31 protein-coding genes and 3 pseudogenes are annotated in these 24,150 nt (G+C 68.8%); 30 read left to right on the top strand and 4 right to left on the bottom strand.

Features of this window, described 5'->3' with window-relative positions:
* Nucleotides 1-8: 8 nt before the first annotated feature.
* From ACTMTI_RS42780 to ACTMTI_RS42770, 3 genes and pseudogenes are all read left to right on the top strand, one after another.
* A pseudogene (locus tag ACTMTI_RS42780) lies at nt 9-345 on the top strand (ISL3 family transposase); the annotation flags it as partial.
* 323 nt (nt 346-668) lie between these two features.
* On the top strand, nt 669-980 hold the full coding sequence (locus ACTMTI_RS42775; RefSeq protein ID WP_441126531.1) for a hypothetical protein: 312 nt from the start codon (nt 669-671) through the stop codon (nt 978-980).
* A gap of 324 nt (nt 981-1,304) precedes the next feature.
* Complete coding sequence (locus ACTMTI_RS42770) at nt 1,305-1,478, top strand: hypothetical protein (RefSeq protein WP_441126530.1); 174 nt, start codon at nt 1,305-1,307, stop codon at nt 1,476-1,478.
* Nucleotides 1,479-1,615: 137 nt separating this feature from the next.
* Here the strand turns inward: ACTMTI_RS42770 and ACTMTI_RS42765 are convergent, their stop codons facing one another.
* Nucleotides 1,616-2,068: a hypothetical protein gene (locus ACTMTI_RS42765; protein WP_441126529.1), complete on the bottom strand. Its 453-nt coding sequence runs from the start codon at nt 2,066-2,068 to the stop codon at nt 1,616-1,618.
* 215 nt (nt 2,069-2,283) lie between these two features.
* Here ACTMTI_RS42765 and ACTMTI_RS42760 point away from each other — a divergent pair, with 215 nt between their 5' ends.
* From ACTMTI_RS42760 to ACTMTI_RS42665, 20 genes and pseudogenes are all read left to right on the top strand, one after another.
* Nucleotides 2,284-2,424 carry a hypothetical protein gene (locus tag ACTMTI_RS42760; protein WP_441126528.1) on the top strand — a complete coding sequence of 47 codons (141 nt, stop codon included), beginning with the start codon at nt 2,284-2,286 and terminating at the stop codon, nt 2,422-2,424.
* Nucleotides 2,425-2,508: 84 nt separating this feature from the next.
* A complete protein-coding gene (locus ACTMTI_RS42755) occupies nt 2,509-2,790 on the top strand; it encodes a hypothetical protein (protein ID WP_441126527.1) in 282 nt (93 codons plus the stop codon).
* A gap of 676 nt (nt 2,791-3,466) precedes the next feature.
* Nucleotides 3,467-5,314: a hypothetical protein gene (locus tag ACTMTI_RS42750; RefSeq protein ID WP_441126526.1), complete on the top strand. Its 1,848-nt coding sequence runs from the start codon at nt 3,467-3,469 to the stop codon at nt 5,312-5,314.
* Entirely contained in the window at nt 5,257-5,955 is a 699-nt protein-coding gene (locus tag ACTMTI_RS42745; protein ID WP_441126525.1) for a hypothetical protein, read from the top strand. The genes ACTMTI_RS42750 and ACTMTI_RS42745 overlap by 58 nt, the downstream gene beginning before the upstream one ends.
* 422 nt (nt 5,956-6,377) lie before the next feature.
* On the top strand, nt 6,378-6,644 hold the full coding sequence (locus ACTMTI_RS42740; RefSeq protein ID WP_441126524.1) for a hypothetical protein: 267 nt from the start codon (nt 6,378-6,380) through the stop codon (nt 6,642-6,644).
* Nucleotides 6,645-6,857 (top strand): hypothetical protein, encoded by a 213-nt coding sequence (locus ACTMTI_RS42735; protein WP_441126523.1) that lies wholly within the window; start codon nt 6,645-6,647, stop codon nt 6,855-6,857.
* Nucleotides 6,854-7,222, top strand: coding sequence for an SsgA family sporulation/cell division regulator (locus ACTMTI_RS42730; RefSeq protein WP_441126522.1), 369 nt, complete (start codon nt 6,854-6,856; stop codon nt 7,220-7,222). Before ACTMTI_RS42735 ends, ACTMTI_RS42730 begins: the two co-directional genes overlap by 4 nt.
* Nucleotides 7,223-7,381: 159 nt before the next feature.
* The gene (locus ACTMTI_RS42725; protein WP_441126521.1) at nt 7,382-7,645 is read left to right on the top strand and encodes a hypothetical protein; all 264 of its coding nucleotides are present in this window, start codon (nt 7,382-7,384) and stop codon (nt 7,643-7,645) included.
* Nucleotides 7,646-7,694: 49 nt separating this feature from the next.
* Nucleotides 7,695-8,096 carry a hypothetical protein gene (locus ACTMTI_RS42720; protein WP_441126520.1) on the top strand — a complete coding sequence of 134 codons (402 nt, stop codon included), beginning with the start codon at nt 7,695-7,697 and terminating at the stop codon, nt 8,094-8,096.
* Nucleotides 8,097-8,436: 340 nt separating this feature from the next.
* The gene (locus ACTMTI_RS42715) at nt 8,437-8,715 is read left to right on the top strand and encodes a hypothetical protein (protein ID WP_441126519.1); all 279 of its coding nucleotides are present in this window, start codon (nt 8,437-8,439) and stop codon (nt 8,713-8,715) included.
* Nucleotides 8,715-9,056 carry a hypothetical protein gene (locus ACTMTI_RS42710; protein WP_441126518.1) on the top strand — a complete coding sequence of 114 codons (342 nt, stop codon included), beginning with the start codon at nt 8,715-8,717 and terminating at the stop codon, nt 9,054-9,056. Before ACTMTI_RS42715 ends, ACTMTI_RS42710 begins: the two co-directional genes overlap by 1 nt.
* Before the next feature lie 221 nt (nt 9,057-9,277).
* Complete coding sequence (locus ACTMTI_RS42705) at nt 9,278-9,463, top strand: hypothetical protein (protein WP_441126517.1); 186 nt, start codon at nt 9,278-9,280, stop codon at nt 9,461-9,463.
* Nucleotides 9,464-9,515: 52 nt separating this feature from the next.
* On the top strand, nt 9,516-9,650 hold the full coding sequence (locus ACTMTI_RS42700) for a hypothetical protein (RefSeq protein ID WP_441126516.1): 135 nt from the start codon (nt 9,516-9,518) through the stop codon (nt 9,648-9,650).
* Nucleotides 9,651-10,003: 353 nt separating this feature from the next.
* A complete protein-coding gene (gene recD2, locus ACTMTI_RS42695; RefSeq protein ID WP_441126515.1) occupies nt 10,004-12,250 on the top strand; it encodes an SF1B family DNA helicase RecD2 in 2,247 nt (748 codons plus the stop codon).
* 125 nt (nt 12,251-12,375) lie between these two features.
* Complete coding sequence (locus ACTMTI_RS42690; RefSeq protein ID WP_441126514.1) at nt 12,376-13,560, top strand: Ig-like domain-containing protein; 1,185 nt, start codon at nt 12,376-12,378, stop codon at nt 13,558-13,560.
* Between the two features lie 48 nt (nt 13,561-13,608).
* Nucleotides 13,609-14,877, top strand: coding sequence for an MFS transporter (locus ACTMTI_RS42685; protein ID WP_441126513.1), 1,269 nt, complete (start codon nt 13,609-13,611; stop codon nt 14,875-14,877).
* A gap of 179 nt (nt 14,878-15,056) precedes the next feature.
* Nucleotides 15,057-15,587: a pyridoxamine 5'-phosphate oxidase family protein gene (locus ACTMTI_RS42680; protein WP_441126512.1), complete on the top strand. Its 531-nt coding sequence runs from the start codon at nt 15,057-15,059 to the stop codon at nt 15,585-15,587.
* 171 nt (nt 15,588-15,758) lie between these two features.
* Nucleotides 15,759-16,166, top strand: a complete 408-nt coding sequence (locus tag ACTMTI_RS42675; protein WP_441126655.1) for a YciI family protein — start codon at nt 15,759-15,761, stop codon at nt 16,164-16,166.
* Nucleotides 16,167-16,171: 5 nt separating this feature from the next.
* Nucleotides 16,172-17,318: pseudogene (locus ACTMTI_RS42670) on the top strand (RNA polymerase sigma factor).
* Nucleotides 17,319-17,503: 185 nt separating this feature from the next.
* The gene (locus ACTMTI_RS42665; RefSeq protein WP_441126511.1) at nt 17,504-18,001 is read left to right on the top strand and encodes a GNAT family N-acetyltransferase; all 498 of its coding nucleotides are present in this window, start codon (nt 17,504-17,506) and stop codon (nt 17,999-18,001) included.
* A 42-nt stretch (nt 18,002-18,043) separates the two neighbouring features.
* Here ACTMTI_RS42665 and ACTMTI_RS42660 read toward each other — a convergent pair whose 3' ends face one another.
* Nucleotides 18,044-18,286, bottom strand: a complete 243-nt coding sequence (locus ACTMTI_RS42660) for a DNA glycosylase AlkZ-like family protein (RefSeq protein WP_441126654.1) — start codon at nt 18,284-18,286, stop codon at nt 18,044-18,046.
* An 81-nt stretch (nt 18,287-18,367) separates the two neighbouring features.
* Nucleotides 18,368-18,853, bottom strand: coding sequence for a MarR family transcriptional regulator (locus ACTMTI_RS42655; RefSeq protein WP_441126510.1), 486 nt, complete (start codon nt 18,851-18,853; stop codon nt 18,368-18,370).
* A gap of 84 nt (nt 18,854-18,937) precedes the next feature.
* On the opposite strand from ACTMTI_RS42655, the gene ACTMTI_RS42650 reads away from it, so the two are divergent.
* The 6 genes and pseudogenes from ACTMTI_RS42650 (at nt 18,938) to ACTMTI_RS42625 (ending at nt 21,781) form a co-directional block, all read left to right on the top strand.
* The gene (locus tag ACTMTI_RS42650) at nt 18,938-19,537 is read left to right on the top strand and encodes an SDR family oxidoreductase (protein ID WP_441126509.1); all 600 of its coding nucleotides are present in this window, start codon (nt 18,938-18,940) and stop codon (nt 19,535-19,537) included.
* The gene (locus ACTMTI_RS42645; protein ID WP_441126663.1) at nt 19,459-19,815 is read left to right on the top strand and encodes a hypothetical protein; all 357 of its coding nucleotides are present in this window, start codon (nt 19,459-19,461) and stop codon (nt 19,813-19,815) included. Before ACTMTI_RS42650 ends, ACTMTI_RS42645 begins: the two co-directional genes overlap by 79 nt.
* Nucleotides 19,816-19,831: 16 nt before the next feature.
* Nucleotides 19,832-20,179 (top strand): DoxX family protein, encoded by a 348-nt coding sequence (locus tag ACTMTI_RS42640; RefSeq protein WP_441126508.1) that lies wholly within the window; start codon nt 19,832-19,834, stop codon nt 20,177-20,179.
* 68 nt (nt 20,180-20,247) lie between these two features.
* A pseudogene (locus ACTMTI_RS42635) lies at nt 20,248-20,931 on the top strand (NAD(P)-dependent oxidoreductase).
* Between the two features lie 248 nt (nt 20,932-21,179).
* Nucleotides 21,180-21,428: a hypothetical protein gene (locus tag ACTMTI_RS42630; protein ID WP_441126507.1), complete on the top strand. Its 249-nt coding sequence runs from the start codon at nt 21,180-21,182 to the stop codon at nt 21,426-21,428.
* Complete coding sequence (locus ACTMTI_RS42625; RefSeq protein ID WP_441126506.1) at nt 21,392-21,781, top strand: tyrosine-type recombinase/integrase; 390 nt, start codon at nt 21,392-21,394, stop codon at nt 21,779-21,781. Before ACTMTI_RS42630 ends, ACTMTI_RS42625 begins: the two co-directional genes overlap by 37 nt.
* A gap of 144 nt (nt 21,782-21,925) precedes the next feature.
* Here the strand turns inward: ACTMTI_RS42625 and ACTMTI_RS42620 are convergent, their stop codons facing one another.
* Nucleotides 21,926-23,062, bottom strand: coding sequence for an epoxide hydrolase family protein (locus ACTMTI_RS42620; protein WP_441126505.1), 1,137 nt, complete (start codon nt 23,060-23,062; stop codon nt 21,926-21,928).
* Between the two features lie 62 nt (nt 23,063-23,124).
* Here ACTMTI_RS42620 and ACTMTI_RS42615 point away from each other — a divergent pair, with 62 nt between their 5' ends.
* On the top strand, nt 23,125-24,087 hold the full coding sequence (locus ACTMTI_RS42615; RefSeq protein ID WP_441126504.1) for a helix-turn-helix transcriptional regulator: 963 nt from the start codon (nt 23,125-23,127) through the stop codon (nt 24,085-24,087).
* Nucleotides 24,088-24,150: the final 63 nt, after the last annotated feature.

Here is a 24,150-nt window from a genome sequence, read left to right as displayed (position 1 = left end):
ACCTCGACGTGCTTGACGCTACCTACGACCGTCCCGACCTGACCACGTTCGCCCGGCTCGATACACTCGGCCTTGAAGTCACCGGGCAGTGGCTCGACCCGGATCGTGCAGTGCTGGCGTGCCGAGTCGTTCAGCCGGACCGGTGGTGCCGCCGGTGCGGCTGTGAAGGATCGCCGCGCGACACGGTGACCCGGCGGCTGGCGCACGGGCCGCTCGGCTGGCGACCCACCACCTTGGTGGTCCACGATCCGTCGTTACCGGTGCACCGGCTGCGGACATGTGTGGCGCCAGGACACCAGCCGGGCGGCCGAGCCACGCGCGAAGCTCTCGCGGCGCGGGCTGCGATCCTCGATGCCGAGGATGACGAGCTGCCCGCGACGGCGGCTCCCGCGAGCGCCGATGACGTCCGTTGCCGTGCGAGACCGTACCCACCCGCCCGCACCCGGTGTCCAACGTTTCCGCAGCTCAGTCTGCTGTGGAAAGATCTCAGTCTGCTGTGGAAAGATCGTTCACCCCCCAGCCCTCACCTACTCCTGTAGGTGATGAGACTCCCCGTAACGCGCGCGCGAGACAGCCCGCCGCACCCACGACACTGGCTCCCGAGTGGCCAGCGACCGTCACGCCGGTCACCAGGAAGGACCGGTTGGCGGCTGATCGCGGAATTGCCCGTGCTGCGGAAGCTTTCAGCGCGCCACCTGCGCTCGGTGCTGCGGTCCGCGTTCGGTCTGGGCGCGACGATCAGCGATATCCGCGATGCTCTCGATCACCGGCTTGATGGCACGCCATGGATCCATACCGACGGCCTGCGCTGGCTGCCAGGGCGGATCCGGCATCGCCTATCTGCGTGGATCACCCCGGCCGGGCAGACTGTTGCCGTTTGGCCGGTTCAACAGAGGGCGGCACAGCACGCTGCGCTCTTGAGCGAGCAGCGAGCCTGGCGGGAGGCGTACGAAAGGGCGGGTTCAGAGAAGAAGAAATAGAAATCTATAACGTAAAGGGCGTCAAAACGGACAACATACTATTACCAACCTTCATGCAAGCCATCCGCGACGCGGACATATGCCCTGGTCATCGACGCGATAAGATTATGGGTAGTGCATTTCGGCCAGGCCGTAAAGATAGCCCTAGCGCCTTTACGTTATAGATTCCTATATGACCACAATTTGAACGTCATCCACCCGCCCGCCTGGCCCGAGCCCTTCTGCGCTGCTCCCGGATAATAGCGGCCAGCTCCTCTTCGGAACGACCTCCAGGAATGTACGCCGCCCGAGCGGCCTCTTGAGGGGACAAGCTCCGCGGGCGACGTGGAACTGGTGCGGGGCGTCCGGGTCGTCGATGTGCGGGCGCGCGCGAAGCGCGTCCTGGGCCTGGACGAGGAGACGGCGCGCGACCTGTTCCACGAGGGCATCGAGAACGTGGAGGAGCTGCGGGAGCTGGTCGACGCGCTGTGCGCTTCGGCACCTGCTCGCACTGGATAGGCGCTGAGGCGCTGTGCTGATCACACGCCGTCGGCGTTGACCGGACGGCCGGAGCCTGGTGGTGGGTACTGCGCTCCCGCGCGCTGCTACTGCCGGAATTGCCCGTGGAGGCCCGGAACTCCCGTTCAGTGGGCCGATCAGCCGTAGTTCTGGACCCACACCCTGACCGTGTGGGACTTGGGGCTGAGAGTGACGGTGGCCCTCCACTTCTCGCCGGCCCTCGCATTGTGGATACGGGTGTACATCTTCCCGCCCAGGCAGTAACCGCGGTCGCGCTTCATTTTCATCCACCCACCACCTGGGCCGATTGCACTGCGCCCCCATTTCCACAGGGTGGCCGTGGCCGCGGTGCCGTCACCGCCGTTCCAGCACTGGGTGACGATCTGCAGGACTTTGGCCTGGCTCTTGATCGCCCCAGTATCGATGCCCCTGGTGTTCCCGCCGCCGTCCCAGATGGTGAACCAGCGGGCCTGGCTCGCCTGCTGGACGGAGACGGCGCCCGTCGCCGGAGTCGCCGCCTGAGCGGCGGGGGCGAGAAGGGTGCCGGCCGCGAGGGCGCCTGCGGCCAGGGCCAGTGGTAGACGTCTCATCGTGCTTCCTTTCACTGGTCGTCGTGGACATTGGAAAGGTAGGCCAGCGCACGTTGAGTATTTGTTGAGTCCGGGTTGAGGCGGTGCATGAGCAGAAGGACCGGAACCAGCAGGTCGGCGGCAGGTGATACAAAAGCCACCCCTGCGAGGCAGTTCCTGCAGGGGCGGCTCGGCGCAACTAATGAAAGCGAAATAGCTAACGTCAAGCACGGCAGGTGAGGCCGGCGAGCCCTGGCGGCGGCGACGGCCGCCAGATCCACATGGTGATCAACAACCACTACCCGCAGGCCGAACCCACCAGCAAGTCGATGAACCGGGGTCTGCAGTACGCTGCGGCGGTCGGCCTTCTCTCCTGACTTGTCCCGCGCCTGCCTGGACCTGACGCTGCGGAGGGGTCGCGCATCGTCGAATGCTGGCTACAGCATGGCGACTCCGGCCCGATGTCAGTGTTCCTAGCCCACCCAGAAACGCTCACCGACTCGACGTCGTTCGCAGCGCGCTCGAGCGACGATGCCGACGGCAACCGCGTGACCGTCGGCAGCGCCCGCCACTTCGACTTGCACTCGTCGGGCGGCCTGACGAAGACGAACGCGACCGCGATGGACTGCTGGCTGGGCGTCATCACCGGCGGCGGCTCCGCGCTCAACGGCGACCGGGCGACGGACCTGCAGGCCCAGTACAGCGGCGCACTGCTCGAGGTCGTGGCCGCCGTACGCCGCTAGGCCTACTTACCTAGATCGTCACGCATGGCAGCCCGTAGCTGACCCACTTAGTGCCCATTAGCCACCAGCCCTCGGCGCAGAACGTTCCGCCCCGAGTTGCGATATATCCAGACGTAAGCTCGCCGCAGCCCCAGACTTTGTGAGCCGTGTTGACGTCGAGGGTGGGACCCCAGATGCGGAAATGAGTGTTTCGATCGTCGTAAAGGCACCAGCCAAGGCTTTTTTGTTGCCACGCTCGAACGATGTAGAGAGTGTTACTTCGCTTTTCCACCGCGATGCAGACCTGGTTGCTGCAGCCGTCGACGGACGCCGCTAGGCCTGCCGACGCATTCTTGGTTGCGGCGACCCCAGCCTCACTGTTTGCTGCCGCTGGGCTGGTGCTCAAAGCAACCGATAGCAGGCCGATCACGGAAGGAACCGCGAATAGTCCCAGCCACCTTTTGATTTTCACGGGTCTCCTCGTTTGTACGGTTTGGTCACTCCACAGGCTGGCTGCGGTTCCCGATCAGGTAGGTCTGGGATACGTCGGTCTCAGTCTGTACGTGACAGTGGATACTCGCACATTCTCGACAATTAAAGGAGCCTGATCCAGGCCAGCAGCCGGACATTAGCCGGACATTAGGTCTAGCTCACAAGTTTCTTGCCACCAGCAACGGACGCTCGCGGGAGGTGAGACGTGGCGCTGAACGTCGGCGACCTGTTCGCCACGATCTCACTGCGCGACAACCTCACTCCCGGCCTCGGCCGGGCGGTCGTCGCGCTGCGCACGATGACGAGCCGGTTCGACGACAGCGCGGTCCAGGTGGCGAAAGTCGGCGCGAAGATCTCGGTTGCCACGTCGGTGGCCAGCGCGGCGCTCGCCGGGCTCGGCGTGGCCGCGTCCGCCGTCGCGGTCGGGGCCGCCGGGGCGTTCGTCGGCCTGGTCGGCGCAATCGCCGCACTCGGCATCGCCGCGGCGGCGAGCGCGGACAGCGTCAAGGGGGCGTTCGCCAGCATGGCGAGCACCGTTGGGGCGCAGCTTCGGGCGGCGGCGGCCACGTTCGAGGAGCCGCTGAGACAGCTCGCTGGCAACCTGCAGACGATCTTCACCCAGATGATCGCCCCACAGCTCGCGGCCATGTTCCAGCAGCTCAGCCCATTGATCGGACAGTTCACGACGGCGCTAGTGCGGGTGCTCGTGCCGATCCTTCCGGCGGTGCGGCAGATCATCGCGGCCATCGTCCCGATGCTGTCGCAGCTGGCGGGCGCGATGGGGACCTTCGCCACGCAGGTCGCCGCGTTCCTCGCTCCGATCACGGCGGCCTTCGCGGCCAACAGCGGCCTGCTAGCGCAGTTCGTGCTCGGCGTCGGCTCGCTGCTGCAGATCCTCGGCCCGTTCGTCGCCGGGCTGGTGCAGGTGGGAGCGCAGTTCATGGGCCCGGTCCTGAGCGCTTTGCAGATGATCGTGCAGGCCCTTGCCGGGTCGCTGCTGTCCGCGATCGTGCAGGTGACGCCGGCCATCTCGCTGCTGCTGGTGAGCGTCGGCCAGCTCGTCGCTGCCGTGGCGCCGCTTCTGCCTCAGCTGGTGCAGCTTGTGGCGGTGTTCGTCACGGCGGGCGCTGATGCCAGCGATAGTGCAAGCGGTGTCCGTCGTTTCCAGCGCGCTGGTGCCGGTGCTGGTCCGGCTGCAGCCGGTCGTCGGGCAGATCGCCGCGGCGTTCGGTGCGTTCCTGCCCGCCGTGGTGCCGCTGGTCGGCCCGCTGGCGGACCTGGTGGCGCAGATCGCGTCGGCGCTGCTGCCTGCGTTGGCTCCTCTGCTGCCGCTGGTCGGGCAGGTCGCGGCTGTCCTCGGCGGTGTCCTGGTGCACTGCTGGGCCCGGCGTTCCAGTTCGTCACGACCGTCGTGGCCAAGATGGTGCAGAGCGTCGCCGAGCTGTTCGGCTGGCTGTACGACGTCCTGATAGGTCACAGCATCATCCCGGACCTGGTGACCGGGATCGGCCGGTGGATCGGCGGCACGCTGGTCGCGTTCTTTGCTGACCTGCCCGGCCAGCTCATGCGCGCGGTCGGCGACATCGGCGCGGTGATGAGCGGCGTCAGCCAGGCCGTCATGACCGGCATCTGGTCCGGCGTCGTCAGTATGTACGACTGGCTGAAGAACGCCCTGTACGGCTTCTTCTCCAGCATCATGCCGGACTGGGTGCGGCAGGCCCTCGGCATCTCCAGCCCAAGCAAGGTGTTCGCGCAGATCGGCGGGTTCACGATGCTCGGCATGGCACAGGGCATGCAGGCGTCGGCCGGCGAGGTGATGCGCACGGCCCGCAGCATCGCCGGGCAGCTCACCACGGCGTTCAACCCGGACCTGTCCGCGTCGGTCAGGCGATCGAGGCGGCGCACATCGGGGCCAACCAGATCACGGCCGACAAGCTGGAGGCGATCCTGGCCCTGGCCACGCGGATCGTCGCTGGCGACCCGAACGCGGCGCGGGTGGAGCTCAACGCGGGCGGCACGCAGACGGTGCTGGTCTCCTCGACCGGCACCGTAAGCATCGTCGGGCAACTCGCGACCGGGGTGACCGGCAACCGGCTCGTCATCAACCCGGCCGGGGCGACGCAGCCCGAGATCCGGTTCCTGCCGGGCACCGGCACGAACCCCGCGCGGATGTACGTGGACGGGTCGATGTACGCCGGTGAGGCGACCATCGTCACCGTGTCCGGCGCAGACGGGACGAACACCGCGCAGTGCCAGGTGGTCCACGCGGCCACCGACTACCGGGTCCACATCATCAACCCGACGACCGGCCTCGCGGGCGGAGGCTATCTGTTCGCGAAGCCGGCCGAGCTCGAGGTCGGCTACAACGACAGCTCAGCGAATTTGAACCGCTTCAAGTTCTCCGCCGCGTCGACCCAGTTCGCCGAGAAGTGGTCGTTCTCAGGCGGCGAGGCGGGGCTGCTCATGCGGTCGGTGTCGCTGTCGGGCGGTTCGTCGTACACGGTGAACTGGACGTTCACGATGGTGACGGTGCCGCGCGTGGTGTTCACCGCGGACAACCCCCTGCCGGACCGGCTGGCCTTCCACATGCGCAACCCAACCACCGCAAGCTTCTCGTTCCGCAGCAGCGAGAGCAGCTTGTCCACGCCGACCCAGTTCACCGTGCAGTTAAACATGTGGGCCTGGCGGATGTGATCAGTTCCGAGGAGTAAGTCAGCCTAGTCCTGCCCAGGCAAGTACTTCTTCAACGATTTGCAGTAGCGAGGCGGTCCAGAAGGCTATGTCCTCTTTGATCTGATAGAGGCCAATGAAGAGGCCGAGTGCCGCGATCGCATCCCGCAGGAAGTGTGCTCTGCGGCCAGAGGGCCACCATGCCAAGCGCTTGATGAGCGCTGGCCCTGTATAGAGGGCCTTCTGTGTCGGTGGCGGCGCGTAGACGGTCTTCTTGCGAACTCTCGATTTGGGCATATGACGCTTTCCGGAAGCTGACGGTCCCACACCTGAACGCTCAACCTGCGCGCCATCCTACGTTTCCCGGACGCTGGCTAGGCAGGGAGATTTGGGTTCGCCGCAGGCGCCAACGAAAGAAAATCATGATCTCGATTCCGGTGTGGCGCGTGACTGAGGTCCGCGAGGTCAGCAGCCCCGGCGAGGACGCATGGCTGATCACGTACGAGCCGGTCGACGGCGACCCGGGCGCCGCGTTCGTCAGCTACGTGCCGAAGGAAGCGATCGAAGTACGGGCCGCGGAGTACGGCCTGGCCACCGTGGACGAGGCGCTGGACGTAATCCTGCACGCGCCGCTACTCGCGCCCGCGCACGCGGCCGGGGAGCTCGACATGCCAGCCCCGGCGCTGGTCGACGTCGAGACCGCTCGCGCGTAGGTGACAGAACAGCTCGCCACCTGCAAGGCGAAGTACGGCGTCGTCACGGCGACGCCGGCCGGGACCGGTCGCGCAGCCAAGGCGGCTGATCCGCTGCAGGTCATCCGAGATCAGACGCGGATCGACCCGATCAAAACGGCCACGATCCGCATGGAGATGGCCCGATACCGGCTGGCCCACGAGGCCGAGTCGGAGAACGGAGGCGGCCGGTGAGCGTGATCCTGCCCGCTGATCTGCCCCGGTACGGGCTGCGGCTGGTGGCGTACGCGCCCAACAGCGACAGCGGTGGCGTCGTCACGCTGGACGTGCCCCGCGACGTCCTCCTCAAGGGCCTGGACGAGTTGGCCATCTGCGATGACCTGAAGGTCCAGCCGTCCGGTGAGCCGATGTGGACGCTGTGGACGCTGCGCTGGAATCCGGAGGAGCCGCTGACGTTCCGCGTGCCGACCGCCAATCTCTGCGGCTTCTTGGCCGAGACGTCGAAGCTCGTGCTGCCCGGCACCGAGGAGTCCCGGATCGACTGGGACGGCGAGATCGCGGAGCTGTTCGAGGAAGCCCAAGAAGGTGACATTCCGTGACCGGGCGTCAGGGTCGATCCGTTGCCCGCCCGGCTCTGACCGGCAGCTTCGCGAACGGCCCAACGCGCGCCCGCGCTGCGCAGCGCGCACGCCCGCGCATGCACGCGCGCGAGGCGCAGCCTACCAAAGATCACAGACCGTAAGTAGGGGGAGTAGCAAGTGGCCAAGGACCGCACCGGCCCGGAGGAGCGGAAGGCGTACCACACCCGCCGGATCAACGGCGAGCGGAACGGCGTCCGCCGCTTCTGGTGGGCCGCGTGCTGGGTCGCGGCTGAACTGACGCAGCTCGCCAAGCGGGACCCCGCCAAGGCCCACGCGGACGCCCTGCACCTGGCCAAGCAGATGCGCGACATCGCCGCCGACCTGAACGACAAGCACCTGAAGCACCTCAAGGCCCAGAAGGGAGGAAGTAGCGATATATGAGCTGAGCCTGCCCAAGGACGACAGCGACGAGCAGCCGGAGCAGGACAACGTGGTCGTCGGCCCGTTCCCCGCGCCGGTCGCCGACGACGCCGCTGTCCCCGCCGAGCAGGACAAGCTCACAGAGAACGCGGTGTCGGTCTGGGCGACGGCCGCGGCCGAGCTGCTGCCCCGCGCGGAGCAGCTGCTCGACGCGCTCGTGGTGGGCGATGGCCTGTTCGGTCAGCGGCCCGCGAGCATCGCGGCGCTGGCCCGGCAGTACTGGATCTCGCCGCCGCAGTTCGTCCGCGACGCCATCGCCCTGCGGGTGCTCTACGGCCTGTACGGGACGCCGGTCATCCTCGCGAACCTCGTCGCGCAGCCCTTGCTCCTGATCATCCGCTATCCGGCGCTGCTGACTGCCGTGGTGGTCGTCGGCGCGGTGGTGTACCTCTTCACAGTCGTTCTCGCCTGAAAGGCAATCCCCTCATGGAAATCTCCGTGCGCCTGGTCCTCGGCGGTCTCGTGGTGTGCCTCATGTTCGCAGGCCCGGCCATCGTGGTTATGCACCACAGCAAGCTGTTCAGGAAGATCCACTTCGTCGTCGCCATCTTCATGGTCCTCGGCGGGGTAGGCCTCATCGGCGTCGTCGCGTGGCTGGTCCGCCTCGGCGCTGACTGGGGAAGGGCGTCGACAACCGGCCCGGCGGCAAGTGGCGGGCGTCGATCTCGCGTGACCTGTACGGCATCGCGACCAGCCCCGCGGCCGCGCAGCTCGACGACATCACGCGCGGCTTCTTCGAGGAGTACTACGACATGCTGCGCCGCGGCGTCGACCCGCGTGACCCGTCCGCCGCCACGCCGATGAAGGCCTCTCCGGCCGCGCCGAAGTGGTCGTCGGCGGACGTGCAGGCCGTGGCCGAGCATGCGCTCATCAGCGGTCCGAAGGAGCTCGGCGCGATCTGCGTCGCGGCGCGGCGGCGACTTGGTGACGTGCCACTCGGTGAGGTCCCGGCCGCGTTGCGGGCGTTGGAGAAGGCAGGCCGGGTGCGGAAGTCCGGCGACTCGTACCAGCTTGTGAAGGAGGTCCAGTGATGAGTGTTGTTCCCGCGCCGCCCGCCAGGTGGTTCGACTCCGCGCTGCGTGTGACGGCCGTGACGTTGTCGTGGCTGGCGGTTGTGCTGGCGACAGCGTTGCTGTGCCGGCCGACGCCAGGTACCGAGGTGCTGGTGCCGGTGGTCGTCGCCGTGGTGGTCGCGGTGGTCATGCTGGTCGGCCGTCCGGTCAGCGGCACGCTGGCGCTGTTCAACACGACGGTTCTCGCCATGACCGTGTGGGGCGAGGTTGGTGGCGCGGTTCTGGTCGTGTCGACCATCGCCGCCCTGGTGTTGCTTCCCGTTCACCCTGTCCATCCAGGCCCGGGGAGGGGTCGATGATGTTGAAATCTGAGGATCTACGGACCCGCCGAATGAGTGGCTGACCAGTCTGTCCGACCCGTGCGCCCGTCCGGAGGTCCCCTCTTTGAGGGCAGTGTGCTGGACGGCGCGCCTTTGCGCGCCCGGCGATACGCTGATCGGAGGGTGAGGGGATTGCCCCGGCCGATCCACTGTTGCGCGAAAGGCTCCCCGTGAAGAGTCTCCTGTCGTACACGGTCTTGATGGCGACCTTCTTCATCGTCTCCGTGCCCCTGAACGAGATCACCGAGGACTGGCGCGACGCCCTACCGATCGTGTGGCAATACGTCGTCCTGTTGGTCATTACCGCCGCGGGCGGGCTCGCGGCGGTTGCGGTGACCGCGCTCGTGTTCTCCGTCCGCCGCCGCGACCGGAACGGATCACCGTGACGGTGCCGCGGCGCCGACGCCGCAACTCCCGGACCGGCGGTACCCGGTCAGCTTGGTCGAGACGTGGAAGGTCGACGCGCGGCATGTGGCCTCGGGGAAGGAGCGGGCGTTGCCACAGCGGCAGCAGGAGGCCAAGCGGAGAGTGCATGAGCAGAAGGACCGGAACCGGCAGCTCGGCGGGAAATGAAGAAGCCACCCCTGCGAGGGAGTTCCTACAGGGGTGGCTCAGCAATTGATGCAAGCGGAATAGCCAGTTTTAGGTCGTAGAGGCAGCCCTGGTGGTCCGTGCTCGCTCGCGCTGGGCGCGGATCAAAGCCTCCAGGTCCTCCAAGGGGATACCTCCCGGCCGGTGTGCCAGCCTGGCCGCCCTGGCAGGAGAGAGGGCGTCGCGTTCGGCGCGAGCACGGGCCAAGAGCTGCCCAGCTGATGCCAGCGCTTTTGCTCGCGTGATAGTTGACGGAAGGGGTTCCGAAAGAAGAGGGGTGGCCACGTGTTCATGATAGATCGCTGGCTCAGCGGCTCGCGGAAGGTGTCGCGGTGATGAAGATCTGCCCTAATCTCGTCGGTGTGGGAAGGCCGGACGCGGGTGCAGAAAATATCGTTACCGAATTGCGCGCAGTACTTGAACGCATCACCTACGCCAACGAGGACACCGGCTACACCATCGCCCGCGTGGCCACCGAACGCTCCGGCTCGGAGCTGCTGACGGTCGTCGGCCCGCTGCTGGGCGCGCAGGTCGGCGAGTCGCTGCGGCTGCGCGGCCGCTGGACCTCCCACCCCCGCTACGGCCGCCAGTTCGAGGTGTGGTCCTACACCACCGTGCTCCCGGCGACCGTGCAGGGCATCCGCCGCTACCTCGGCTCGGGCCTGATCAAGGGCATCGGCCCCAAGATGGCCGAAAGGATCGTCGACCACTTCGGCACCGACACCCTCGAGGTCATCGAGCAGCAGCCCGAGCGCCTGGTGGAGGTTCCGGGCCTGGGCCCGAAGCGGACCAAGATGATCGCCGCCGCCTGGGAAGAGCAGAAGATCATCAAAGAGGTGATGATCTTCCTGCAGGGGGTCGGCGTGTCGACCTCGATCGCGGTGCGCATCTTCAAGCAGTACGGCGAGGCGTCCATCTCCGTCGTCAAGGACCAGCCGTACAAGCTGGCCGACGAGGTGTGGGGGATCGGCTTCAAGACGGCCGACACCATCGCCCAGGCCGTCGGCATCCCGCACGACAGCCCCGAACGCGTCAAGGCCGGCCTGCGTTACACCCTGTCGCAGGCCGCCGACGACGGCCACTGCTACCTGCCGGGCCCCAACCTGATCGGCGACGCCGTCAAGATCCTCGACGTGCCCGCCGACCTGGTCGCCTCCTGCCTGGAAGAGCTCGTGGCCGAAGAGGGCGTCGTGCGCGAGCCGATCCCCGCCGGTGACAACGTCGTGCCCGCCGTCTACCTGCCGCCCTTCCAGCGCGCCGAGGTGTCGCTGGCCTCCGGCCTGCTCGGCCTGCTGCGCGGCGGCCACGACCGGCTCAAGGCCTTCGCCGGCGTCGACTGGACCAGAGCGGAGAAGTGGCTGCACGACCAGACCGGCGCCGAGCTGGCCCCCGAGCAGCGCCAGGCCGTGCGGCTGGCGCTGACGGAGAAGGTCGCCGTGCTGACCGGCGGGCCCGGCTGCGGCAAGAGCTTCACCGTGCGCTCCATCGTGCTGCTGGCCCGCGCCAAACGCGCCCGCGTCATCCTGGCCGCGCCGACCGGGCGCGCCGCCAAGCGGCTGGCCGAGCTGACGGGGCACGAGGCCACCACCGTGCACCGGCTGCTGCAGCTGCGGCCCGGCGGCGAGGCCACCTTCGACCGCGACAATCCCCTGGACGCCGACCTCGTCGTCGTCGACGAGGCGTCCATGCTGGACCTGCTGCTGGCCAACAAGCTCGTCAAGGCCGTCGCCCCCGGCGCGCACCTGCTGTTCGTCGGCGACGTCGACCAGCTGCCCTCGGTCGGCGCGGGCGAGGTCCTCAAAGATCTGCTGGCCGCCGACGACATCCCCCGCGTGCGGCTGACGCAGATCTTCCGCCAGGCGCAGGAGTCCGGCGTCGTCGTCAACGCCCACCGCGTCAACACCGGCCGCCACCCCGTCCTGGAGGGCATGAAGGACTTCTTCCTGTTCCCCTGCGAGGAGCCGGAGGAGATCGCCGCGCTGACCGTCGACGTCGTGGCCCGCCGCATCCCGGCCCGCTTCCGCCTCGACCCGCGCCGCGACGTCCAGGTCCTGGCCCCCATGCACCGCGGCGCGGCCGGGGCGGGCGCGCTCAACATCGCTCTGCAGGAGGCGCTGACCCCGGCCCGCGAGGGCATGCCGGAACGCCGCTACGGCGGACGCGTCTTCCGGATCGGCGACAAGGTAACCCAGCTGCGCAACAACTACGACAAGGGCGCGGCCGGGGTGTTCAACGGCACCGTCGGCATCGTCACCGACATCCGGCCCGACGAGCACAAGCTCACCGTCGTGACCGACGAGGACGAGTCCGTCGACTACGCCTTCGACGAACTGGACGAGCTCGCCCACGCCTACGCGGTGTCCATCCACCGTTCCCAGGGCAGCGAATATCCCGCGGTGGTCATCCCGCTGGCCACCAGCGCCTGGATGATGTTGCAGCGCAATCTCCTCTACACCGCCATCACGCGGGCCAAGAAACTCGTGGTGATCGTCGGTTCGCGGCGGGCGCTGGCGCAGGCCGTACGCACCAAGGGCGCCGGGCGGCGGCACACCGGCCTCACCCACCGCCTGACACCGCGTTGACCTGCGGGTGGTCCCCGACAAGTGATCTAAATGTGACCGAACTCTCCCATATGATTCCGCGTCTTATATGCAGGAGCATTAAGGTTTTTGGGGTGCATTTGGCACTCTAGGGGGAGAGGACAGTCTTGAACACTTGGAGGAAACCGGCCGCCTCAGTCGCGCTGCTGGCCGCGGCAGCCTTGACCGCCTCGTGCTCGAGCGGCGGCGCGGCCGCCGAGGGTCCCGGCACAACCGAAACCACCACCGTGGCCACCCCTGAAGCGCCCACCGTCACCATCAGCCCCGCCGAGGGCAACACCAAGGTCAGCCCCGACAAGAAGATCGTCGTCACCGCCGCCGGCGGCGCCCTCGAGGACGTCACCGTCGAAGCCGGCGGCGATCAGATCGAGGGCCGCTTCAACGCCGACAAGACCAAGTGGGTCTCCAAGACCCCGCTCAAGCCCTCCACCGGCTACAGCGTCACCGCCAAGGCCGGTGCCACCACCGCCACCAGCACCTTCACCACCCTCAAGCCCGAGCGGGCGCTGCAGGTCATCGACGTCACCCCCAACGCCAAGGGCGAGACCCTGGGCGTCGGCGCGCCCATCATCGTCACCTTCAACCAGCCCGTCGACGACAAGGCCGCCATCGAAGGAGCCCTCGAGGTCGACGCGGAAAAGCCCGTCGAGGGCGCCTGGCGCTGGGTCGACGACACCAAGGTCATCTACCGCACCGCCAAGTACTGGCCCGCCCACCAGAAGGTCACCTTCAACGCCGGCATCACGGGCATCAAGGGCGGCAAAGGCCTGTACGGGGTCAAGGACTACACCGCCACCCTGACGATCGGCGCCAAGCAGATCAGCAAGATCGACACGCGCAAGAAGATGATGCACGTCTACCAGGACGGCAAGCGCGTCCAGACCATGCGCATCAGCGCCGGCATGGCCACCACCCGCGAATACACCACCACCTCCGGCGTTCACCTCACGATGGAACGTGGCAATCCGGTCCGGATGATCTCCCCGGGCCGCGAAAAGGGCAACCCCGGCTACTACGACGTGATGATCAACCACGCCGTGCGCATCTCCAACTCCGGCGAGTACGTCCACGCCAAGGACAACGTGTGGGCCCAGGGTGTGCGCAACGTCAGCCACGGCTGCATCAACGCCCGCCCCGACCAGGCCAAGTGGTTCTACGACAACGTCCAGCGCGGCGACGTCGTCGACATCGTCGGCACCGACCGCGAACTGGAGTGGAACAACGGCTGGGGCTTTTGGCAGATGTCGTTCTCGCAGTGGAAGAAGGGCAGCGCACTGAACGGCAAGGCCTGACCTTATGAAGACCTCGCGAGTTCGGCGACCGTGCCCCATGATCTTTACGTGAACATCCGACAGGACGGGGACGCGCGGCGGATGCCCGCCGGGTTGGTCGCGCTCGCGCTCGCCAGCTTCGGGATCGGCCTGACCGAGTTCGTGATCGCGGGCCTGCTGCCCCAGGTGAGCCGCGGCCTGGGCGTCTCCGAGGCCGCGGCCGGGTGGCTCATCTCGGGATACGCCCTGAGCGTCGCGATCGGCGCGATCCTGCTGACCGCCGCCACCACCCGTATCCACCGCAAGGCCGTCCTCGTCGGGCTGGTGGCGTTGTTCGTCCTCGGCAACCTGCTGTCCGCCGTCGCGCCCACCTACGCCGTGGCGCTGCTCGGCCGCGTCGTCGCCGCCCTGTGCCACGGCTCCTTCTTCGGCATCGGCTCGCTCGTCGCCCGCCGCATGGTCGCGCCGGAACGGGCCTCGCGCGCGGTCGCGGTGATGTTCGCCGGTCTGACGGTCGCCAACGTGCTGGGCGTGCCGTTCGGCGCCCTGGTCGGCGAGCGCTGGGGCTGGCGCGCGACGTTCTGGGCGATCACCGGGATCGGCGTGCTGGCCGTGGCCGCCATCGCCGTGTGGGTCCCGGCCTGGGCGGGCGCCGTGGACAAGGCCCACCGGGCGGCCGGCCTGCGCCCCCAGCTACGCGCCTTCCGCTCCTGGCAGGTCTGGCTGACCCTCGCCGCCACCGCCCTCAGCTACGGCGGCATGTTCGGGGCGTTCAGCTACATCGCCTACACCTTCACCGAGGTCACCGGCTTCTCCAGCGCCGACGTCGCCTGGCTGCTCGTCGTCTACGGCAGCGGCCTGGTGATCGGCAACGTCGCCGGGGGCCGCGCGGCCGACCGCGACCGCGACCGCACGCTGATCGCGGCCCTGGCGGGACTCGCCGCCACGCTCGCGGCGTTCGGGCTGCTGGCCGACGTGCGGGTCGCGTCGGTGGTCCTGGTCTTCCTGATGGGCGTCTTCGGGTTCGCCAGCGTCCCCGGCATGATCACCCGCGTCACGGACGCCGCCGGCGGCGCGCCGCTCGCCGCCAGCGCCAACGTCTCGGCCTCCAACGTCGGCAACGCCCTGGGCGCCTGGCTCGGCGGCCTCGCGATCAGCGCCGGCCTGGGCTACACCGCGCCGCTGTACGTGGGCGCCGCGGTCGTGGCGCTCGGCCTCGCCGTGATGGTGGTCACCGCGCGCACCGGGCCTGCCGCCTCACCTCCGCCGGCCGGCCCTGACCAGGCGGCCGATCAGGCCTGGCTGGACCAGGAACGCCGGCACAGCAAGAACCGGTAGCCGTCGACGGTGACGCCCCAGGCGTTGCCGGCGGGCAACCCGCACCCACCTTCCCGCATGAGGCGGCCCGGACGGGTGAAGAAATACGACACAAGGTGTCGGGTTTTGGGTCGAGCATGGGTTCACCGGTCGACGTCGATGGCGGCGTGGACCGGGCCTACGGATAGATAAGGACCTCAATGTACGAAACGCCAGTAGAGCTCAAAGGGCTCCAGACCCTTCTTGACGCCTCCCTCTCCCGCTCCACCTCACACCTCCGCTCGATCATCAACAGCGAGCGCACCCTGACCGCAGAGCAGCTCACCCAGGTCCTCACCGGCATGTGCACCCTCGCCCTGTCCACCGTGACGGCGAAGGGCGAGCCGCGGATCAGCGGCGTGGACGGGCACTTCCTGCACGGCAAGTGGCACTTCGGCACGGCGCGCGACGCCGCCAAGGCCCGCCATCTCGCCGTCCGGTCCGCCGTCAGCGCCGCGCACATGCGTGGTGAGGACCTGGGCGTGTTCACGCACGGCACGGCGGAGATCCTCAATCCCCAGGACGGCGAGCCGGCCGCGGACTGGCCGGACCTGCGCGCGTACTTCAAGGACTTCTACGGCGACGACTTCTTCGACTGGGACAACGACGTGGTCTACTACCGGCTGCATCCGCACTGGATGACCGTCTACGCCCCCGATTTCGCGAAGCTCGCTGCGGCGTCCCCGTCCTGATCGGCAGCACAGGCCCCACCGGGACCGTGTCCCCTTTCCGTGGCGCCTCGGAGTGCGCGGAGTCCTTGAAAACCGCGGGAAAATGTCGCGGTGGGATGTCGAGAACCCGCGCGGCTTCGTCCCCGGCGTGCACACGGCCACAATGGGCCGTACTTCGCTAAGGAGATCATGATGGCCAAGTACCTGCTGCTCAAGCACTACGGGGGCGCGCCGCCAGCGGTCAACGACGTGCCGATGGACCAGTGGACGCCGGAGGAGCTTTCGGCCCACGTGCGGTACATGCAGGACTTCGCCGCTCGGCTCGAGGGCACCGGCGAGTTCGTCGACAGTCAGGCGCTCTCCCCCAAAGGCACGTTCGTCCGCTACGACGGCGAGGGGCGACCGCCGGTCACCGACGGGCCGTTCGCGGAGACCAAGGACCTGATCGCCGGCTGGATGGTGATCGACGTCGAGACCTACGAGCGGGCGCTCGAGCTGGCCGGCGAGTTGTCCGCGGCTCCGGGTGCGGGTGGCAGGCCGGTCCAGGAGTGGCTCGAGGTGCGCCCGTTCCTGGCGGCTCCCTTGACCATCACGGAGTGAGCATGGTGGACGAGGCCCTGCTGCGGGCCCTCACCCCCACCGTGATCGGCATCCTCGTCCGTCGCGGCGCCGACTTCGCGGCGGCCGAGGATGCCGTGCAGGACGCCCTGATCGAGGCCGTACGCGTGTGGCCGGACGACTCGCCGCGGGATGCCAAGGGCTGGCTGGTCACCGTGGCCTGGCGCAAGTTCCTCGATGCCGCCCGCGCCGATACCTCCCGGCGGCACCGCGAGGTGCTCGTCGAGGCCGAGCCCGTGCCCGGCCAGGGCGAGATGGCGGACGACACGCTCCAGCTGTACTTCCTGTGCGCGCACCCGTCCCTGACCCCGGCTTCGGCCGTCGCGCTCACGCTGCGCGCGGTCGGCGGCCTGACCACGCGTCAGATCGCGCAGGCCTACCTCGTGCCGGAGGCGACCATGGCCCAGCGGATCAGCAGGGCCAAGCGGACCGTCTCGGGCGTCCGGTTCAACCAGCCCGGTGACGTCGCCACGGTGCTGCGCGTGCTCTACCTGGTCTTCAACGAGGGCTACTCCGGCGACGTCGACCTCGCCGGCGAGGCGATCCGGCTCACTCGCCAGCTGGCGGTCAAGACCACCCATGAGGAGGTCGCGGGCCTGCTCGCACTCATGCTGCTCCACCACGCACGGCGCCCGGCACGGACCGGCCCCGGCGGCAGGCTCGTGCCTCTTGCCGAGCAGGACCGCAGCCTGTGGAACATCCGCCTGATCGCCGAGGGCGTCGACGTGCTTCAGGCAGCCCTCACCCGCGACCGCCTGGGCGAGTTCCAGGCCCAGGCCGCCATCGCCGCGCTCCACGCCGACGCCCGGACGGCCGAGGAGACTTACTGGGCGCAGATCGTCGAGTGGTACGACGAAACTGGTGCGCCTGACCGACAGCCCGGTGGCTCGCCTCAACAGGGCCGTCGCGGTCGGCGAGGCCGACGGCCCGCGGGCCGGCCTGGCCGCCCTGGCCGGGCTCGACCCCGCCCTGCCCCGCCACGCCGCCGTCGCGGCGTACCTGCACGAGCGCGACGGTGACCTGGTGACCGCGGCACGGCTCTACGCCGAAGCCGCCCGGTCGGCGCCCAGCCTCCCCGAACGCGACCACCTCACGCGACAGGCCGCACGGCTCAACGCGCAGCTGCGCAGTTGAGCGCCGAAGGCAGGCGTTCACCTGCCTTCGGCGGCCAGTTGGCCGGCCGTGTCCGTGATATCGCAACCGGTCGAGTAGTGCACGCAGCGCGAGCACGGCCTGTCCGCGCAGGCGGTGCGCAACTACCTCCGCGAGCGGCCGCCGCCGGAACCCGGCCGGCGCCAGACATTCCCTAAAGTGCCACCGTGAACATACGTGAAGGAAAAGCCGGCGACCTCTCCGCCGTCCTGGCCATGTTCGACAGCGCGGTCGCCTGGCTGACAGCCCTCGGACGCACCGGCCAATGGGGCACCCAGCCCTTCACCGGCAACCCCCGCCGCACCCAGCAGATCGCCGGCTTTCTCGACAGTGGCGGCATGCGCATCGCCGAGATCGACGGCCACCCCGCCGGCTGCATCTCCGTCGGCCCCGCCCACGACTACGTCACCCCCGCCACCGAACCCGAACTCTACGTCCAGGTCCTGGTCACCGACCGCCGTTACGCCGGCCACCGCGTCGGCGGCACCCTTCTGGACTGGGCCGTCCACGAAGCCCGCGCCCGCGGCGCCGGCCTGCTGCGCGTCGACTGCTACGCCGGCGACGACGGCCGCCTGGTCGCCTACTACGAAAGCTGCGGCTTCACCCGCGTCGCGCCTTTCACCGTGGGGGAGTGGCCCGGCATGCTCCTGCAGCGCCGCCTGTGACCACCGCGTCCGGAACGCACACGACGAGCCCCAGGACCGCTCTCACAAACGATCGTTCATGAGCCGCGATACCGCCTCAAAGGGTGCCGACAGCCACTGGGCCAGGTGCGTGGGCGTGGCGGGCCCGTAGGCGTACAGGTAGCGCCGGACCAGTTCGGCGAGCGCGGCCGGGGGCGTACATCGGAGCGAAGCCGGGCAGCCACCGCGCCGGGCTGGTGTAGGTGGTGGCGTGGCCCCGGCTGGGGCCGTGGCACATCGCGCCGCGCCGGGTCGCGGCCCCCCCATCGCGGCGACCCACTGCGGCCACTTGCCCTGGAAGGCGTCCATGACCCGGTCCCCGGCCCACGGGCGCCGACGGCCTGTGGATCAGCGGTTGGCGAGCTGGTCGGTGGCGGTGTGTCCGGCGTCGGTGGTGCGCCGGAGAAAGCTTGCGATGAGGTCGAGTTCGTCGTCGGTGTACCCCTCGCAGAGCTGATCCATCTGCGCGTTCATGCCCGCGAAAAGACGGTAGAGCTCGGGATTGCGCTCACGGCGTGCTTGGACGATGACGGCGCGGCGGTCGGCTGCATCGGGGTCACGTTCGCGGGTGATCCAGCCGCCGCGTTGGAGTCGGTCGAGGATGCCGGTCATGGTGGCGGGGTGCAGTCCGGCGTTGCGCGCCAGCGCGCTGGGGCTGAGGGGGCCGTGCCGGTTCAGCAGGTCCAGGCAGGTCCAGTCGACGTCCTTGAGTTCGGCGTGGGTGCCGAACTGGCGGTTGAGCAGCGACAGCTGGATGTTCAGGTCACGCAGGGCCGCTTTCACCGCCCTGACCTGCTGCCTGCGCCCGCGACTCGCATTTGATACGACACTCATATTGTATGCACCTCGTAGCAACTGTTACGGTTTCCATATTGTATGACGCTCGGACATAAAGGGCCACAACGGAGGAGAGCCTTCATGATCCTGGTCACCGGAGCTACCGGCACCGTCGGCCGCCCCTTGATCAATCTGCTCATCGCGCAGGGAGTCAAAGTGCGCGCGGTGACCCGTGCACCCCAGGCCGCCGCCCTGCCCCACGCGGTAGAGCTAGTCGAAGGCGACCCGGCCCGTCCCGGAACGATCGCCGACGCCCTGGATGGCGTCACCGGCCTTTTCCTCAACCCGCGCAGCCTCGGCCAGGCCGCCGACCCGCACATCATCAGCACGGCCACCGCGAGGTTACTGAGCCTGGCCCGCGAACGCGGCGTCACGCGAGCGGTGACCATGTCCGCCCTGAACGTCGATCATGCCCTCGACGAGCAGCCCTCCCGGCTGCGCGGCGAGTACAACAAGGAGGTCGAGGCCGCCGTCATCGCATCCGGCCTGGAGTGGACGGCCCTGCGCTCGGGCTACTATGCCGTCAACACCATCACCTCATGGGCCGCCCAGATCCGCGCCGGTGACATCGTGCGCGGCACCCATAGTCGGCATGGGCGCCTTTGCACGAACGTGACCTCGCCGCCGTCGCGGCGCACGCCCTGCTCACCAGCGATCTGGCCGGCCGGCGCCCGGTACTGACCGGTCCGCGATCCCTCACCCAGCCGCAGATGGTGACCGCCATCGGGGAGGCGATCGGCAGGCCACTGCGCTTCCAGGACGTTCCGGCGGAGATGGCCAGGCAGGGCATGCTCCACTCCGGAATGCCCGAAGCCCTGACCGATGCCTTCTTGACGCTGCAGTCCCGCTCCTACCTCCAACACGACCTGGTCACCGGCGAGGTCGAAGCGATCCTCAGCCGTCCAGGACTCACCTTCGCTCAATGGGCCACCGAGCACGCCGACGCCTTCGGCGCCTGAATTCCGGAGCACGTCCATGTACATCGCTTACGTCTCCTTCACCGCCATGACCATCGCCTACAGCATCTTCTCGGCGGGCTGCGACTTCGTCCGCTACGAGCGCGTCGGCGTCGCCATGGACCGGGTGGGCATCCCGCGCGCATGGATGCCCTTCCTGGGCATCCCCAAGGCGGCGGCCGCGCTCGGCCTCATCGCCGGCTTCTGGATTCCGACGCTTGGCAAGGCCGCGGCCGCCGGACTCGTCCTGTTCTTCGGCTGCGCCATCGTGACCCACCTGCAGGCCCGCGACTACTCGTTCGGGTTGCAATACCCGTTCATCCTGCTCGCCGCCCTTACCCTCTGCCTGGGCATCACCGCCACCTGACAACCCCAATCCCCGGGGATGTCCTCTCACGCACACCAACGAGCCCAGAACCTAGGAAGGCCCTCCAGATGAAACTCACGATCTTCGGACCGACCGGCCGTGTCGGACAGCAACTCCTCACCCAGGCCCTCGCCGCCGGCCACCAGGTCACGGCCGTCGCCCGGAACCCGGCAAAGCTCAGCACCAGCGTCCGCGGTGCCACGAACCTGCGCTTGGTCACCGCGGACCTGAGCGATTACCAACCGGCGACGCTCATGTCAGCGATCGACGGAGCCGACGCAGTGCTCTCAGGCCTGGGCCCAAGAAAGAAGGCCGAGCACGGCATCGTCTCCGCCGGAACCCGCGCCATCGCGGTCGCGATGTAAGCAGCTGACGTACGACGCCTCATCGTCGTCAGCGGCGTCGGCGTCTCAACCATTCCCACCCCCGGCCACCCGCACCCGCCCAAGCGCGAGCCTGGCGCAGGCTTCGTCATGCAGTACGTGACCACCCCGCTGGCCAAACGCGTGCTCGGCCACCACTTCGTCGACGTCGCGCACATGGAGGACTTCCTGCGCAGCTGCGACCTGGACTGGACAGCTATGCGCGTACCGCTGATCGTCGACAAGCCACCGACAGGTACCTACAGGACCGCCTACGGGCACAACCTGCGGGCCGCCTTCCGCATCGCCCAATGCGACGCCGCCAACTTCATGTTGCGACTCATCAACCAGCCCGAAGCCGTAGGCAAGATCGTCACCGTGGCCTACTGACGGAACGACCGCAGAGGCGAAAGCCGGGCGACATCCTCCTTCGTAAGCGAGAACACGAGCCCCAGAGCGTGTCACGAGCTCGTCACTGCAGGCGACTGATATACGTGATAATGGTCTAGTATCACGTACATCAGCGATCATGGCGGCGCGGCGACCAGGAGAAGCCTTCGCCGGGCAGGTGCGAGACCCCGGCACGTTATCCGGTACATCACTCGGACCGGTACAGCGCTCGCCGCCGGGCGGTCGGCATGAGCGCGACGCCAAAGGTCGCCGCCCTGCGCGGCAGGAACGTCACCCTCACCGCAGCCGCCGACGCCTGCCTGGCCACCCCGCGCACGGCCAACCCCAACACTCACCGCGCCTACGCCTCAGCCGTCGACCGCGTCATCACCCGGCTTGGCCGTGATCGGCCGCTCGCTGAAGTCGCCGACACTGAGATCGGCCAGGCGCTCGCCGAGCTGTGGGGGGCGAGCGCGCCGCCGTCACCTCCTGGCTGATCTGGTGCCAGGCCAAGAAGCACTGGGCCGCCCCGACGGTCCCGGCCGACGCCGAGCGCCGCAAGGAAACTGCCGACAAGACCCGCGCGGTCGCCAAGGCCACCATCCACCGGTTGCTGTCGCGCCGCGACATCCCGCTGCGCGAGAAGACGCTGTGGCGGATGCTGTACGAGACCGCGGCCCGGGCCGCCGAGATCCTCGCCCTCAACGTCGAAGACCTCGACCTGGAGGACCGCCGCGCCCCAGTCCGCTCCAAGGGCGGCGCCACCGAGTGGGTGTACTGGGACAGCGGCATCGCCCACCTGCTGCCCCGCCTACACCGGCTCCAGTCGGTACGCACTGTCATGGCTTAGCGCTAATACTCGCGAGTAGAGTCCCGGCCCCCGCCCCAGGGACAGTTCGGCCGCCGAGCCGACCTGCGCGTGCGCCCCGCAGATCGCCGAGGCGACCTCGGCGAGTCGCCCGCCGGGCGCACACCTGTGCCCACGTCAGGTTCGTCACCGCAACGGGCCGAAGAACGCCCGGATGTCGGCCGCGTGCTCCTGCGGCACCTCCATCGCCACGAAGTGGCCCCCGGAGTTCCCCTCCGGCCAGTGAACGATCTTGTTGTCCCGCTCGGCGAGGCGGCGCATCAGGGCGGAGCCGCCCCCGTACACGCCGGACGGCACCCGGTTCTGCCCCTTCGGCCAGGCGAAAGCGCCGTCCTCGGCCAGGGTCACGCGGTCGTACATCGGCCACGAGGACGACCCCGACGTGCCGGTGAACCAGTACAGCGAGGCGTTGGTCAGCATCAGGTCCCGGTCGATGGCCTGCTCAGGGGTGTCCACCGTGATGCTGAACTCCTTGAACTTGTTGATCAGCCAGGCCAGCAGCCCGACCGGGGAGTCGTTCCAGGCGTAGGCGAAGGTCTGCGGCGCGGCCCGCAGCAGCGCGTGATGGTCCACACCGCCACTCATCCACTGTTGCATCATCTGCCACTCGGCCCGCTCGGCGTCGTTCATGTCCGGCACGTCGGCCTCGGTCGGGAAGCCGAACCCGCCGTCGATGTGCACGCCGACGACGTGCTCCGGGTCCACCTCGGCCACCGCCGGCGCGATGTAGGCGCCCAGGTCGCCGCCCTGGGTGCCGTACCGGTCGTAGCCGAGGCGGGCCATCAGCTCGGCCCACATCCGGGCCACCCGGTCGACCGTGAACCCGGTTCGCGGGGGGGCCTGGGAGAAGCCGAAGCCCGGCACCGACGGGACCACGACGTGGAAGGCGTGCGCCGGGTCGGCCCCGTGCGCGCGAGGGTCGGTCAGCGGGCCGATCAGGTCGACGAACTCGACGAACGAGTTCGGCCAGCCGTGCGTGAGGATCAGCGGCAGCGCGTCCGGCTCCGGGGACCGTACGTGCAGGAAGTGCACGTCCAGCCCGTCGATGCCGGTGACGAACTGGGGGAACCGGTTCAGCCGCGCCTCCTGGGCCCGCCAGTCGTATCCACCCGCCCAGTGGTCGACCAGGTCCCTCAGGTAGTCCACCGGCACTCCGCGGCTCCAGCCGTCGCCGGGCAGCTGCCGGGGCCAGCGGGTACGGGTCAGCCTGTCGAGAAGGTCGTCGAGGTCGGCTTGCGGGATGTCGATCCGGAATGGCGTCATGTGGGCCACGTTAGGATCCATATAGGTCAGGTTCTGGCACACATGGCTGGCATTCTTGATTCATGTCCTCAGATACCCCGGGCCGGCTGCTGGCCCTGCTGTCGTTGCTGCAGACCCCCCGCGAGTGGCCGGGTAGCGAGCTGGCCGCGCGGCTGGGGGTGAGCCTGCGTACCATCCGCCGAGACGTGGACCGGCTCCGCGAACTCGGCTACCCGGTGCACGCCACGATGGGCGCGGTCGGCGGGTACCGGCTGGCCGCCGGCAAGGCGATGCCGCCGCTGCTGCTGGACGACGAGGAGGCGGTGGCGATCGCGGTGGGGCTGCGCACAGCGGCCGGGCACGCGGTGACCGGCATCGAGGAGGCGTCGGTACGGGCGCTGGCCAAGCTGGAGCAGGTGCTGCCCGCCAAGCTGCGGCACCGGGTCGGCGCGCTCGGCGCGGCCACCGAGCCGCTGCTGACCTGGGAGCAGCCCACGGTCGCCCCGGAGCGGCTGACCACGCTGGCCGCGGCCATCGCCAACCGGGAGCGGCTGCGCTTCCCGTATCGCCGGCACGACGGGGTGGCCGGCGAGCGCCGGGTGGAGCCGTACCGGCTGGTGTCGGCGGGGCGGCGCTGGTATCTGGTCGGCTACGACAACGACCGGGACGACTGGCGGATCTTCCGGGTGGACCGGATCGGGGAGCTGACGTCCATCGGAGTGCGTACCGCGCCGCGGCAGCTGCCCGCGGCGGACGCGGCCGCGTACATGACCGGCAAGCTGCTGGAACTGGCTCCGGTCTACCGGACGGTGGCGACCCTGCACGCGCCGATCGAACGGGTGGCCGGGCGGGTCGGCGACTCCGCCGGCGACCTGCAACCCATCGACGCGGGCAGCTGCCGGCTGAGCAGCCACACCGACACCCTCGAGTGGACGGCCTGGCGGTTGCTGTCGCTCGGCTGCGAGTTCGAGGTGCACGAGCCGCCGGAGCTGGTGGCGTATCTGCGGGAGCTGGCCGGCCGGGCCGCCCGGGCGGCGGGGCCATGAGGTCGGGCTCGGCGGCCAGAGGCAGCGGTGCGGGCTGCGAAACAGCCGCGCCTGATGGCCGTC

This window comes from Nonomuraea sp. H19 (assembly GCF_052068215.1).
Classification (GTDB): domain Bacteria; phylum Actinomycetota; class Actinomycetes; order Streptosporangiales; family Streptosporangiaceae; genus Nonomuraea.
The sequence above is the reverse complement of the archived record's forward strand: the minus strand, read 5'-3'. Positions and strand labels throughout refer to the sequence as shown.

What these genes read in the sequence shown, in the direction of transcription:
- ACTMTI_RS42765 (WP_441126529.1), bottom strand. Translation starts at nt 2,068, where the DNA reads ATGAGACGTCTACCACTGGCCCTGGCCGCAGGCGCCCTCGCGGCCGGC.
- ACTMTI_RS42755 (WP_441126527.1), top strand. Translation starts at nt 2,509, where the DNA reads ATGTCAGTGTTCCTAGCCCACCCAGAAACGCTCACCGACTCGACGTCG.
- ACTMTI_RS42715 (WP_441126519.1), top strand. Translation starts at nt 8,437, where the DNA reads ATGCTGCGCCGCGGCGTCGACCCGCGTGACCCGTCCGCCGCCACGCCG.
- ACTMTI_RS42710 (WP_441126518.1), top strand. Translation starts at nt 8,715, where the DNA reads ATGAGTGTTGTTCCCGCGCCGCCCGCCAGGTGGTTCGACTCCGCGCTG.
- ACTMTI_RS42705 (WP_441126517.1), top strand. Translation starts at nt 9,278, where the DNA reads ATGGCGACCTTCTTCATCGTCTCCGTGCCCCTGAACGAGATCACCGAG.
- recD2 (WP_441126515.1), top strand. Translation starts at nt 10,004, where the DNA reads ATGAAGATCTGCCCTAATCTCGTCGGTGTGGGAAGGCCGGACGCGGGT.
- ACTMTI_RS42680 (WP_441126512.1), top strand. Translation starts at nt 15,057, where the DNA reads ATGTACGAAACGCCAGTAGAGCTCAAAGGGCTCCAGACCCTTCTTGAC.
- ACTMTI_RS42675 (WP_441126655.1), top strand. Translation starts at nt 15,759, where the DNA reads ATGGCCAAGTACCTGCTGCTCAAGCACTACGGGGGCGCGCCGCCAGCG.
- ACTMTI_RS42660 (WP_441126654.1), bottom strand. Translation starts at nt 18,286, where the DNA reads ATGGGGGGGCCGCGACCCGGCGCGGCGCGATGTGCCACGGCCCCAGCC.
- ACTMTI_RS42655 (WP_441126510.1), bottom strand. Translation starts at nt 18,853, where the DNA reads ATGAGTGTCGTATCAAATGCGAGTCGCGGGCGCAGGCAGCAGGTCAGG.
- ACTMTI_RS42650 (WP_441126509.1), top strand. Translation starts at nt 18,938, where the DNA reads ATGATCCTGGTCACCGGAGCTACCGGCACCGTCGGCCGCCCCTTGATC.
- ACTMTI_RS42640 (WP_441126508.1), top strand. Translation starts at nt 19,832, where the DNA reads ATGTACATCGCTTACGTCTCCTTCACCGCCATGACCATCGCCTACAGC.
- ACTMTI_RS42630 (WP_441126507.1), top strand. Translation starts at nt 21,180, where the DNA reads ATGAGCGCGACGCCAAAGGTCGCCGCCCTGCGCGGCAGGAACGTCACC.
- ACTMTI_RS42620 (WP_441126505.1), bottom strand. Translation starts at nt 23,062, where the DNA reads ATGACGCCATTCCGGATCGACATCCCGCAAGCCGACCTCGACGACCTT.
- ACTMTI_RS42615 (WP_441126504.1), top strand. Translation starts at nt 23,125, where the DNA reads ATGTCCTCAGATACCCCGGGCCGGCTGCTGGCCCTGCTGTCGTTGCTG.